This window comes from Nocardiopsis sp. iso_40 (genome assembly GCF_056173285.1).
This window is the reverse complement of sequence record NZ_CM149666.1, coordinates 1,161,406-1,173,274: the sequence shown is the minus strand read 5'-3', so window position 1 is coordinate 1,173,274 and position 11,869 is coordinate 1,161,406. Positions and strand designations below refer to the sequence as shown.

9 protein-coding genes are annotated in these 11,869 nt (G+C 68.0%); 2 read left to right on the top strand and 7 right to left on the bottom strand.

All coding sequences use genetic code 11. The features are described from left to right. Positions 1 to 197: 197 nt before the first annotated feature. The 5 genes from prfB to AC0VYD_RS05160 form a co-directional block, all read right to left on the bottom strand. Positions 198 to 1,316 (bottom strand): peptide chain release factor 2, encoded by a 1,119-nt coding sequence (prfB, locus tag AC0VYD_RS05180; RefSeq protein ID WP_475478828.1) that lies wholly within the window; start codon positions 1,314 to 1,316, stop codon positions 198 to 200. A 116-nt stretch (positions 1,317 to 1,432) separates the two neighbouring features. Then, positions 1,433 to 6,313 carry an NAD-glutamate dehydrogenase gene (locus AC0VYD_RS05175; protein WP_475478827.1) on the bottom strand — a complete coding sequence of 1,627 codons (4,881 nt, stop codon included), beginning with the start codon at positions 6,311 to 6,313 and terminating at the stop codon, positions 1,433 to 1,435. 427 nt (positions 6,314 to 6,740) lie between these two features. After that, positions 6,741 to 7,436, bottom strand: a complete 696-nt coding sequence (locus AC0VYD_RS05170; protein WP_475480187.1) for an HAD family hydrolase — start codon at positions 7,434 to 7,436, stop codon at positions 6,741 to 6,743. A gap of 116 nt (positions 7,437 to 7,552) precedes the next feature. After that, on the bottom strand, positions 7,553 to 7,801 hold the full coding sequence (locus AC0VYD_RS05165; protein ID WP_475478826.1) for a DUF397 domain-containing protein: 249 nt from the start codon (positions 7,799 to 7,801) through the stop codon (positions 7,553 to 7,555). Positions 7,802 to 7,803: 2 nt separating this feature from the next. After that, positions 7,804 to 8,661 (bottom strand): helix-turn-helix domain-containing protein, encoded by an 858-nt coding sequence (locus AC0VYD_RS05160; protein WP_475478825.1) that lies wholly within the window; start codon positions 8,659 to 8,661, stop codon positions 7,804 to 7,806. A 173-nt stretch (positions 8,662 to 8,834) separates the two neighbouring features. On the opposite strand from AC0VYD_RS05160, the gene AC0VYD_RS05155 reads away from it, so the two are divergent. Both AC0VYD_RS05155 and AC0VYD_RS05150 read left to right on the top strand, forming a co-directional pair. After that, complete coding sequence (locus tag AC0VYD_RS05155) at positions 8,835 to 9,152, top strand: hypothetical protein (RefSeq protein ID WP_475478824.1); 318 nt, start codon at positions 8,835 to 8,837, stop codon at positions 9,150 to 9,152. A 294-nt stretch (positions 9,153 to 9,446) separates the two neighbouring features. Next, a complete protein-coding gene (locus AC0VYD_RS05150; protein WP_475478823.1) occupies positions 9,447 to 10,538 on the top strand; it encodes a methyltransferase domain-containing protein in 1,092 nt (363 codons plus the stop codon). Positions 10,539 to 10,631: 93 nt separating this feature from the next. On the opposite strand, the gene AC0VYD_RS05145 is transcribed toward AC0VYD_RS05150, so the two are convergent. Then, entirely contained in the window at positions 10,632 to 11,084 is a 453-nt protein-coding gene (locus tag AC0VYD_RS05145; protein ID WP_475478822.1) for a DUF6912 family protein, read from the bottom strand. 89 nt (positions 11,085 to 11,173) lie between these two features. Beyond that, positions 11,174 to 11,830: an HAD family hydrolase gene (locus AC0VYD_RS05140; protein ID WP_475478821.1), complete on the bottom strand. Its 657-nt coding sequence runs from the start codon at positions 11,828 to 11,830 to the stop codon at positions 11,174 to 11,176. Between the last annotated feature and the right edge of the window lie 39 nt (positions 11,831 to 11,869).

Below are 11,869 nucleotides of genomic sequence, written 5' to 3'. Positions count from 1 at the left end.
CACGAGCATATCGGAGGTGTCAACCGATGATAACGTTCACATATAGTAGTTTCGGTAAAACTACGGAGACGCGGGCGTCACCATCTGGATACAAGGCCGCTCGCCACACGCATTCACTCACTCTGGGTGGGAATACCGCGACCGGGCGTGTCCCCGCCTTCGGGGCGGGGACACCGCGGTTCACAGGGCCCGGCGGGTCAGTTCTGTTCGTTCTTCTCCCTACTGCGCATCCACCGGATCTCGGCGTCGATGAAACCGTCGATCTCACCGTCCAGGACACCCGAGGTGTTACCGGTCTCCGCGCCGGTCCGCACGTCCTTGACGCTCTGGTAGGGGTGCAGCACGTAGTTGCGCATCTGGGTCCCCCAACTGCTCACCGAGTCGCCGCGGATCTCGTCCAGGGCGGCCTGCTCCTCCTCGCGTTTGCGGGCCAGGAGCTTGGCCTGGAGCATCGACATCGCGGTGGCCTTGTTCTGCAGCTGCGAACGCTCGTTCTGGCAGGAGACCACGATGCCCGTCGGCAGGTGGGTGATGCGCACCGCGGAGTCCGTGGTGTTGACGCCCTGACCGCCGGGACCGCTGGAACGGTACACGTCCACCCGCAGCTCGGTCTCGTCGATCTCGATGTGGTCGCTCTGTTCGACCACCGGCACGACGTCCACGCCGGCGAACGAGGTCTGACGCCGGTTCTGGTTGTCGAAGGGCGAGATGCGCACCAGCCGGTGGGTGCCGTGCTCCCCCCTCAGCGTGCCGTAGGCGAAGGGCGCCTTGACCACGAACGAGGTGGACTTGATGCCCGCCTCCTCCGCGTAGGAGGTCTCGTAGACGTCCGTGGGGTATCCGTGCCGTTCCGCCCAGCGCAGGTACATGCGCTGGAGCATCTGCGCCCAGTCGGCGGCGTCGACGCCGCCGGCCTGGGAGTTGATGGTGACGATGGCCTCGTTCTCGTCGTGCGGCCCGTTGAGGAGCGTACGCACCTCCAGCTCACCGATGTCCTTGCGGAGCTGCTCGAGCTCACGGTCCGCCTCGGCCTTGGTGTCCGGGTCGTCCTCGGTCTCGGCGAGCTCGTAGAGCACCCCGAGGTCGTCGAGGCGCTGCCTGATACCACCGACCTTGCTGACCATGGACTCCAGAACGGAGAGCTGGCGCGTCACCTTCTGCGCGTTGCCCTGGTCGGACCACAGGTCGGGGTCCGCGGACTGCTCGCGCAGCTCGGCGATCTGGGTCTGCATCGCCTCCAGGTCCAACACGGCGGTCACACTCGCCAGGGTCGCCGCGAGTTCCTTGATCTTCTCTGCTGGGTCCAGTTCTGCCACGGGACCCAGTGTAGGACCCAGTACAGGGGCCGTTCCCCCATCCGCGCTTCCCGTCAAGGCGCGAAAGGGGCGCGCGGTCGCCCGCACGCCCCTCGTGTGCCCGTCTCCCGGTCGTCCTAGTCGACCAGGGAACGGATCGACCGCAGGGCCACCGACAGGGTGGCCAGGTCGAAGCGCTCGTTCTCCTGGATCTCCGAGAGGGTGATCCCGGCGCGCTCCACCGCGGTCTCGTTCTGCTCGGCCCAGCCGGCGATCAGTTCGGCGTTGGACTCCGCCGTCCCCGACTCCAGGACCCGGCCGGTCAGGTCGGCGTGGGCCGTGTACAGGTCGTCGCGCAGCGCCGAACGGGCCATCGTGGCCCAGCGGTCGTCCCGCGACAGGTCGATGATCCGCTCACGCCACCAGCTGATGTTGAACCGGTCGGCCAGTTCGAAGTACAGGCTGGCCACCCGGCCGACCGGGTGGCCGGTGCGGTGCGCGATCTCCACCAGGTCCAGGGTGGAGTAGGCGGGCACCATGGCGGCGACCTGCCCGGCCAGGCCGGTGGGGACCCCCATCGAGGTGTACCGGTCGCGGCGCTCCTCGAAGGCCTCCCGGTCGCGGCCGCGCAACAGGTCCTCCAGTTGGGGCAGGACCTCGCCCACTCCCTCGGCGAAGAAACCGATCTCACTGCTCAGGTCGAACGGGAAGGTCCGCTTGCGCAGCAGCCACCGGGCGGAGCGCTCGGCGAGCTTGCGGGTCTCCAGCAGCAGCGCCAGCTGGCTGTCCACGGAGATCCGGTGGTCCAGCCCCTCGATCTCGCCCCAGAACCTGCGCAGCTGGAGGACGTCCTGGACCACCAGGTAGGCGCGGGCGATGTCCGCGGCGCTGGAGCCCAGCTCCTCGTTGAGGCGGAACGCGTAGGTGATCCCCGACCGGTTGACCATCTGGTTGGTCACCTGGTTGACGATGATCTCCTTGCGCAGCGGGTGGGACTCCACACCCGCTGTGAAGCGGTCCGAGCGCAGCGGCGTCGGGAAGTAGTTCGTCAGGGTCGAGGCCAGGTAGGGGTCCTCGGCCAGGTCGGAGAGCTCGATCTGGTCCTTGAGGCTGATCTTGGTGTAGGAGAGCAGCGTCGCGAACTCCGGGCCGGTCAACCCCTTGCCCTGGGCCCGCCGCTCGGCGATCGCCTTGTCCGAGGGCAGGTCCTCCTGCTTGCGCTTGAGGACCTTGGCGCGCTCCAGCTGGCGCATGTAGCGGCCGTGCACGTGCAGCATCTCGTGGGCCTGCTTGCGCGCGGCGGCCAGCACCGTGTTCTGGGCGTAGTTGTTGTCCAGGACCAGCGAGGCGACCTCGTCGGTCATGTCGATGAACAGCTGGTCGCGGTCGTCCTTGGCGAGTTCGCCGGCCTGCACCTCGCGGTCCAGCATGATCTTGATGTTGACCTCGTGGTCGGAGGTGTCCACACCGGCGGAGTTGTCGATGAAGTCACTGTTGACCCGGCCGCCCTCCCGGGCGAACTCGATCCGGGCGGGCTGGGTCAGGCCCAGGTTGCCGCCCTCCCCGACCACCTTCACGCGCAGCGCGGAGGCGTCGACGCGTACCTGGTCGTTGGCCTTGTCACCGACGTCGGCGTCGGTCTCGTTGCCGGCCTTGACGTAGGTGCCGATACCGCCGTTCCACAGCAGGTCCACCGGCGAGGTGAGCACGTACCGGATGAGCTCGTCCGGGGTGAGCGCCGTGACGTCCCCGTCGATGCCGAGGACCTCGCGTACCTGCGGGGTGAGGGTGATCGACTTGGCGGTGCGCGGGTACACGCCCCCGCCCTCGGAGATCAGCTCGGGGTCGTAGTCCTCCCAGGTGCTGCGCGGGAGGCGGAACAACCGCTCGCGTTCGGCCCAGGAGGTCGCGGGGTCCGGGTCCGGGTCGAGGAAGACGTGGCGGTGGTCGAAGGCGGCCACCAGCTTGATCTGCTTGGACAGCAGCATCCCGTTGCCGAACACGTCACCGGACATGTCACCGATCCCGACCACGGTGAACGGCTGTTGCTGGACGTCGACGCCCATCTCGCGGAAGTGGTAACGCACCGACTCCCAGGCGCCGCGGGCGGTGATGCCCATGGCCTTGTGGTCGTAACCGACCGAGCCGCCGCTGGCGAAGGCGTCGCCCAGCCAGAAGCCGCGCTCGATGGAGATCGCGTTGGCGGTGTCCGAGAAGGTGGCGGTGCCCTTGTCGGCGGCGACCACCAGGTAGGAGTCGTCGGCGTCGTGCCGGACCGTGCGCTCGGGGTGCACGACGCGGCCGTCGACGAGGTTGTCGGTGACGTCGAGCAGGCCGCTGATGAACTGCTTGTAGCAGGAGACGACCTCGGCCGAGACCTCCTCACGGCTGCCGCCGACGGGCAGCCGCTTGCAGACGAACCCGCCCTTGGCGCCACTGGGCACGATGACGGAGTTCTTCACCATCTGGGCCTTGACCAGGCCGAGGATCTCGGTGCGGAAGTCCTCGAACCGGTCCGACCAGCGCAGGCCGCCTCGGGCCACGGAGCCGAAGCGCAGGTGGACGCCCTCGACGCGCGGCGAGTAGACGTACATCTCGAACCGGGGCCGCGGGTTGGGCAGGTCCGGGATCTCCTGCGGGTCGAGCTTGAGCACCAGGTAGGGGTGGCGTTCGCCTCCGCCCTGGTAGTGGTTGGTGCGCAGGGTGGCCTGGATGACCGCCAGGAACGAGCGCAGGATGCGGTCGTGGTCCAGGCTGGCCACGCCCTCCAGCTCGCTCCTGATCTTGCCGGCGATCACCTCGCAGCGCTCGTCCCTGCCCTCGTCGTCCCGGTCGGGATCGAAGCGGTTCTCGAAGAGGTCCACCAGCAGGTTGGCGATCCCCACGTTGGCGACCAGGACGTCGGCCAGGTAGTCCGGACTGAAGGTGGACCCGGTCTGCCTCAGGTACTTGGCGTAGGCGCGCAGGACGGTGAGCTGGCGCCAGTCGAGCCCGGCGCGCACGACCAGGGCGTTGAACCGGTCGGACTCGCTGAGGTCGCGCCAGGAGGCGTCGAAGGCGTCCTCGAAGAGCGCCTTGAGGCGGGCGGGCGAGAGGTCGGAGGACTCCAGCGGGCCGAGTCCGAAGTCGTAGATCCAGACCTTGTCGAGGCCCTCGACGTGCAGGTCGTAGGGGCGCTCGTCGACCACCTCGACGCCGAGGTGCTCCAGCACGGGCAGCACGCGGGACAGTGAGATGGGTTCGCCGATCCGGGCCAGGCGGAACCGCCAGGTCGAGGGGTCGGCCCCCTCGGGCTGGTAGAGGCCGGCCGAGAACTCGCCCTGGCGGGAGCCCGGGGTGGTCCGCTTGAGCAGGCCCTCGACGCGGGCGATGTCCCTGGCGGCGAAGGCCGGGCTGTTGTCGACCTTGTACGCCTCGGTGAGCCCGGAGGCGTAGCGCTCCTTGAGCGTGGTGGCGCGGGTCGGGCCGAACTCGTCGATGAGGGCGTCGTCGAAGTCGGCGTCCCAGGAGCGGGCCGCCCGGCGGACCTTCTCCTCCAGGGCGACCTGGTCGATGTCGGCGAGGGTGTGTCCGGGCCGGGCGCGGGCCACCAGGTAGAGGCGGGCCAGCGGGGCGGCGCCGATCATCACGTTGTGGTCCATGGTGGCGCCCTGGAAGGCGTCGGCGAGGACCTTCTGGATCTCCAGCCGCACCCGGGTGCTGTACTCGTCGCGCGGCATGTACACGAAGCAGGAGATGTACCGGCCGCCGTAGGGGTCGCGGCGCATGAACAGCTTGGTACCGCGGCGGTCGCGCAGGCGCAGGACGCCGCGGACGATGTTGTAGAGCTCGCCCACCGGGATCTGGAGCAGCTCCTCGCGGGGGAAGGTCTCCAGGAGCTCGATCAGGTCCTTGCCGTCGTAGCTCTCGGCCTCGAACCCGGCCAGGGAGAGGACCTCGGCCTGCTTGCGGCGCAGGATCGGGATCTGGGCGATGCTGCTGGTGTTGGCCTGGGAGGTGAACAGGCCGAGGAAGCGGCGTTCGCCGACGATGTTGCCCTGGGCGTCGAACTTCTTGACCCCGATGTAGTCCAGGTACTTGGGCCGGTAGACGGTGGCGCGGGAGTTGGCCTTGGTGAGCACCAGGACGTAGGGCTCACGGGCCTTGGCGCGGATCTCCGGGGGCAGGACCGCGAAGCTGGTGGAGGCGGGCGAGTCCATCCGCAGGATGCCCAGGCCGGTGCCGGGCTCGGGGCGCAGCGAGTCGTCGCCGTTCTCGTCGGTGACGAGGGAGTACTCGCGGTAGCCCATGAAGGTGAAGTGGCGGCCGGCCATCCAGCGCAGGAAGTCGACGCTCTCACCGATCTCGCGCTGGTCGACGCCGCCCGAGACCAGGCGGTCCGGGTAGGCGGCCAGCTCGTCGGCGATCCGGATGACCCGGTCGCTCATCTTGGCGGAGTCCTCGTCCACGCAGCGGACGTCGTTGAGGACGCGCTCCAGCCTGGTGGTGATCTCCTTGACCCGGTCGGGATCGCTCTGGCGGTCGATCTCGATGTGCATCCACGACTCGTCGGTGGGCAGCAGGCCGTCGCCGCCGATCTCCGGATCGACCTCCAGGAGGCGTCCGGACAGGTCACGGCCGACGGTCATCTGGGGGTGGATGATCAGCCGCACCCCGGTGCCCAGGTCCCGAAGGGCCATGGTGACGGAGGAGACGAGGAAGGGCGCGTTGTCGGTGACGATCTCGACGATGCTGGTCTGCTGCTCCCAGCCGTCCCGGTCGAGGTCCGGGGTGTAGACCCGGACCTTGGCCCGTCCCTGGGCACGTTCGGCGCCGAAGGAACGGTGGGCCTCGGCGGTCCCGCAGATCTGCTCGGGGCTGCGCCCGCTGATCTCCTCGGGGTCCGTGTGCCGGTAGTAGAAGGACAGGAAGCGGCGGACCGCGTCGGCGGACTCGGGGCTCAGCCGGTCCCCGGGATTCCACCGGGAGGCCGCGTCGCTGAGCAGCTTCTGGAGGATGACGTCGGATTGCCCGGACATAGGGATCTCTCACTCCTTTGTGAGCAACGTCGCACAAGCGCATGAGGGAACACCCGGTCATGTGACGTGTGTGGCTCGTCAGTTGACCCGTGAACTTCTGTGCTGGGTTGTGACTTTTCGTGAGCGCCTCGGGTCGCAGTGAACCCCTGAAGGCGGTGGTCGGCTTGGTACCTGTGCGCACAGGTCGCGTCAAACGGGGCGGTGGAACATCGTTGTCCCTGCCCCTGCGCGGTCCCCACGACGTGGGGACCGTGAACAGGCTACTGCTTTTCGCGCCCGAAGACAGGACCAACACCGTTACACGGTGGTTACCTACTGTAAGAAACGGATTGCGGAGATCATCGGGGCTCCTGGCGGCACCGTCCCCGACGCGGCTGACGGGGGTGCGCACGGAGCCGCGACCCGCCCGTCGACGGCGTCACGGCCGTTATCGGGACGTCGCCCGGTGGACGGCGGTCATCACGGCCCTGGGGTCGCTGAGGTCGGGGAGCACGATCTGTGCTCCGGCCTCCCGCAACTGGCCCTCGGTCGCGGTGCCGTTGAGCACCGCGAGCGGGGTCGCTCCGCCGATCAGGGCGGCGCGCACGTCCGGGGCCGAACCGGTGACGAAGACCGTCTCCTCCTCGGTGTAGGCCCGGCCGCCCTCGCCCGTGGCGTGCAGCCGGATGGACTGGATGAGGCTGGACTTGGGGTAGTTCACCGAACCGAACCCGCCCACGGCCAGGTTGAGGTGGGTGTCCAGGCCGAAGGCCACCAGTTTGGCGGTGGCGTTGGCCCGGGTGCTTCCGCTGACCACGGTCTGGACGGTGTCCGGTATGGAGGCGACGGCGGCCAGGGAGGCCGCGGCTCCCGGCATGACCCTGCCCTTGGCCAGGAGCTGCTCGTGGCGGGCGCCGAACGCCGTCTCGAGAGCGGCCAGGAAGTCGGCCAGGGCGTCGGTGTCGGGTTCGAGGTCGACGTAGTTCCGGGCGCAGAACTCGAAGAACATCTCCGAGTCGGTGCGTCCCGCCGACGAGGTCAGGTAGACCAGCGGTTCACCCGTGACCTTCTCGAAGGCCTCGGCGTAGGCGGCCCGCATCACCTGCCCCACGTCGAGGAGGGTGAGGTCGATGTTCCATAGCACCAGGCGGCTGATGGCTGACTCCTCGGCGGTCGGGGTTCGGGGACGCAACCATTGTGCCGGACGGGCGATTCGGGGAGGAAACGACGTCCGAATCCGGCCATCAGCCGCCCGAAGTGCTAGCTGTGCGAGGGGTGCGTGGCGATCAACCGGGCGAAGGCGGTCCACTCGGAGGCGCCCAGGGGCAGGAAGCCGTGGTCGGGGTTCTTGGAGTCACGGATGGCGGCACCGGTGGGCAGGTCGGCCACCTCCACGCAGTTGTCCTGGGAGGTGGAGTAGGAGGACTTGCGGAACGTCAGGATGGGCGCGACCTCCACACAATCTTCCTGCGCGGAGGAGTAGGAGGACTTACGGAACTCCAGCAGCATGGTCAGGCTCGCTTGTCGTGCTCGGCGGCGATGGACTCGATCAGGGCGAGTGACTTCTTCGGGTCCAGGGCCAGGTTGTGAACAGCGTCGAAGATCAGCGTATGCCGATCGACGTAGGCTCCATCCTCCACGTACAGGGACTCCACACCCGTGGAGATACTGACGATGCCGGGCTCTGGGCTCGGGAACTCCAGCAAGGAAAAGGCACCGTCCATCGCAGTGTGCGCACCGGCACCGAACGGCACGACCAGCAGAGTCACCTTGTAATGCGCAGCCATCCCCATGAGGAAGTGAAGCTGCTCAGCCATCACCCTGTGAGAACCCACCACACGACGCAACACAGCCTCGTCGATGATGGCGATCAAACGGGGACCGTTGGGCAAATCAAGTACGGCCCGTCGAGCCATGCGGGACTTGACCTTGCGCTGGGTGTCCTCAGGAGGCACGATCTGACTGGCCTCGAAGATGGCGGTCGCGTAGTCCGGTGTCTGGAGCAAACCGGGGACCAGCAATGCCTGGTAGGTCCGAATCCGGACGGCCTCAGCCTCCAGATCAGGGAGCGATCCAGGAAAAAGGTCAGCGTATTGGTGCCAGTCGCTGCGCCCGCGAGCTTCCTGGGTCAGACTGAGAAGGTGCTCCCTCTCCTCGCCCAGCACCTCGTAGATGTCGAGCAGCCCGGTGACCTCGTCCCGTTTGGGGAACTTCCACTCGTTGCGCTCGATCCGAGTCAGTCTCGCCCCAGCAGTCCAACCCATCCGCTTCGCGACTTCGCCAGACGTCAACCCTGACTCGGCGCGCAAGCGCCGAAGGGCTGCGGCCAGCCGACGCCGACGCACCCCAGGCGACCGGTTCGCCGTCACGTGGACCCCCACATCTCTCTCCAGCTCTGACCAACGATCGTAGTACCCCCTCGGCGACAAAAATCCTTGCAGGCAAAATAATACTATTGAAATCCTTGTGCGCAAGAATTACACTGGAGCCAGCGGCGCACCCCCTACCGGGTGTCGCCTCCTCCGAGTAAGGAGCTGACTCCATGGCGTCAATGACCGTGCCCGGCGCGGACATGTACACCGAAGTGGTCCAGGTGATCCGGGGAGGTGAGCCCGACGACGATGGCATCTCCCTCGCGGGCCGCATCTCTCCCATCGCCCCCACCTACAACACCCACACGTGCGCGTGCTCCTGCGCGCCGCTGCCGCACAGCCTCTGGGAGTTCCTGGACCGGCTGGACCCCTACGCCAGCGGCAGCGACATCTGGCTGCGCGTCCTGGATGAGGACGACGAGGATTCCGCCCTTCCCGAGGGCGCCACGCTCATCGAGACCCGGCGGGTGAGCTACCACGTCACGTGAGCGGATCCGTGTCCCTGCTGTTGGGCGGCGCCGCCCTCCTGCCGTGGCGCCGCCCAACGGCACGGCCACTCCTACTGACGCGAGAGAGACAACCCCCACGTTCAGGAGAACGCACATGGAAACCAGGACACCGAGGAGGAGCACCGCACCGGTACTCCACACCAGCGATCCCCGCGCGGGCGACTGCTCGAACTGCGGCGGTTCCGGGAAGGTCTGGCTCGAAAGCGACGGAGGCGGCCCCTGGAAGGGTAAGCAACTGGTTGACTGCCCGATATGCGGGGGAAGTGGTACGGCGTGAACCTGAAAGAGCTGCACACCCGCCTCGTCGAACGGTTGGAGACCACCGCCGCGATTCGGGCGGCCTTCGCCGACCACCCTCGGCACCGCTACATTCCCGACCTGGTGTGGCCCGACATCCAGGGCCTGCCACTCATTCGCTCGGCCGACCCAGCACGGTGGGTCGCCTACGTCTATGACGACGACGCGGTGGTCACCCAGGCCAACGACGGCGGCAGCGGCGCGGTCAACACCCCGTCCTCGTCCTCGTCAGCGCCTCAGGTGATGGCCGACATGATCCAGGCAGCCGGGGTGGGTCCGGGAACGCGAGTGCTGGAAATCGGCACAGGTACCGGCTGGAACGCCGCCATCCTCTCCTCCCTGGTCGGCCCCACGGGTTCTGTCACCTCGTTGGAGATCGACCCGAAGGTGGCCGAACGGGCACGCGAACGCCTGGCCGGAGCCGGGGTACGTGTCCTCACCGACGTGACGCCACCCGAGGGGACCTACGACGCGGTCATCGCTACGTGTTCGGCACACCGCGTCCCCGATGACTGGACACGTCACCTCACAGCCGAGGGCAAGCTCATCCTTCCCTGGGCACCGTACGAGGCGGGCGGGCCAACTCCCATCGGCGCGTTGACCGGGGGGACAAAGGGGCGTTTCGTACGGGACGGGTCGTTCATGCGCGACCGGGGACAGCGTGTGCCCTCCCAACGTTTCCCCGGCATGGGGAAGGAGACCGAACGGAAGGGAGCTTTCCCCCTTGGTTCCCGGGACCTGCTGGACCGGGATCTCCTGACCCGCCTGGTACTGGCCGCCCCCGGCATCGGAATCAACGTTGGCGTACGTCCCTGGGAGAACAACGAGACCGCCCCGATCATCGCGCTCGGAACCGGTACCGGTGACTCCTGGGCCTACGTGTGGCCTGACGGCTCGACAACCGGAGGCGGATCTCGCGACCTGGTCGAGGAACTGGCGGAGGTCCACACCCTGTTGGAGAACGCGGGCTGGCCCGAGCTGAGCGAGTTCTCGCTGGAGGTCGAAACCGAAGGCAGTGTGTACCGGGTTCGCGCGGGCACACTCGGCCCCTGGGAACACCAGGTGTAGGAACGCTGCTCTTCGTCCGGTTCTCACCGGATGGAGAGCAGCGTGACTCCTGGACAACCGGGCTCGTTGACCCGGGTTCCATGAGCGCGCTGCTCAGGCTTCCTGAACCAGGTAGCGCAGCTCCTGCACCGCGAACCACATGAGTTCGTGCTCGTCGGCGGCGTCGGAGGAGGGGTCCGCCGCGGCCCTGGCGATGTCCTCGGCCGCGTCCGCGTCGTCCACGTGCGCGGACCTGAGCTTCTTGTAGGGCACACCGGACCGGACGCTGACGCGGGCGACGCCGTCGGCGTGGCGGGCCTCGTGTTCGACGACGTTGTCGGGCATCTCCGCGGCGAGCACCACACGGCGGCGGGGCGCCTCGGGGTCCTGTGCCAGAAGTCCGAGCGAGGCGTCGGCGGCCGCGTACATGGCGTCGTACCCGGCCTCCTCCAGGTCACCGTCCGGTCCGGGCTCGGCGGTGAAGGCGGTGAGTTCCGCACCCTCCAGGCGGCCCGCGTCGAGCAGGGCCGCCAGAGCGGGGACGGTGCTGGGAAGGAAGACGTACATGGGAGCTCCAGGGCGTGGTCGGGTCCCTACGAGTTTCCCAAAGAACCCGTGGTGACCGGACCGGCACCCCGCCGCGGACCGTTCCGCGGTCAGACCCGCTGGCGTTCGGGTTCGCCCTCGGGGGCCAGGAAGCGGGACAGCTTCTGGCGGGTGCTGGCCACGTCGGTGTGCAGGATGCCGGTCATCCCGAGCGACTCGGCGGTCGCCACGTTGTGCTCCAGGTCGTCGATGAACACGCAGTCCTGGGGGCTGAGTCCCATCTGCTCGCAGGTGTGCAGGTAGATGCGCTCCTCGGGCTTGCGCATACCCACCTCGCCCGAGATGACCACGGTGTCGAAGGTGTCCGCGAAGTGTTCGCGCGGGTACCCGTTGCCCCAGGAGTTGGACAGCAGCGCGGTACTGGCACCGCTGCCCCGCACCGAGCGGATGGTCTCGTACATGTCGTGGACCGGGTCGAAGTTCGAGAACATGCGGTGGATCAGCCCCTCCGCCACCACGGGGCCGCCGTGCGTGGAGCGCAGCAGGGCGGCGAGGTCGCGCTCGAACTCACCCGTGTCGATCTCGCCCCGCTCCAGTGCGTGCACGGGGTTTTCGGGCAGGCTTCCGTCGAAGTACGGCCGCATGACCTCGTAGTAGTGCTCGGCATCGATCCGGTCCGCCTGGAGCCAGGCCCGGATGCCGTCGAGCAGGGGCGGTGTGAGGACACCGCCCCAGTCGGAGATGACCCCGCGTCGGGCGCCGTTCATCCGATCCCCTCCCTTCCTGGACGTCTCCCGCCCGGAGGG

Bases quoted from the DNA above. Each gene is read 5' to 3' on its own strand.
- AC0VYD_RS05140 (WP_475478821.1), bottom strand. From the start codon at position 11,830: ATGAACGGCGCCCGACGCGGGGTCATCTCCGACTGGGGCGGTGTCCTC.
- AC0VYD_RS05175 (WP_475478827.1), bottom strand. From the start codon at position 6,313: ATGTCCGGGCAATCCGACGTCATCCTCCAGAAGCTGCTCAGCGACGCG.
- AC0VYD_RS05145 (WP_475478822.1), bottom strand. From the start codon at position 11,084: ATGTACGTCTTCCTTCCCAGCACCGTCCCCGCTCTGGCGGCCCTGCTC.
- AC0VYD_RS05155 (WP_475478824.1), top strand. From the start codon at position 8,835: ATGGCGTCAATGACCGTGCCCGGCGCGGACATGTACACCGAAGTGGTC.
- AC0VYD_RS05165 (WP_475478826.1), bottom strand. From the start codon at position 7,801: ATGCTGCTGGAGTTCCGTAAGTCCTCCTACTCCTCCGCGCAGGAAGAT.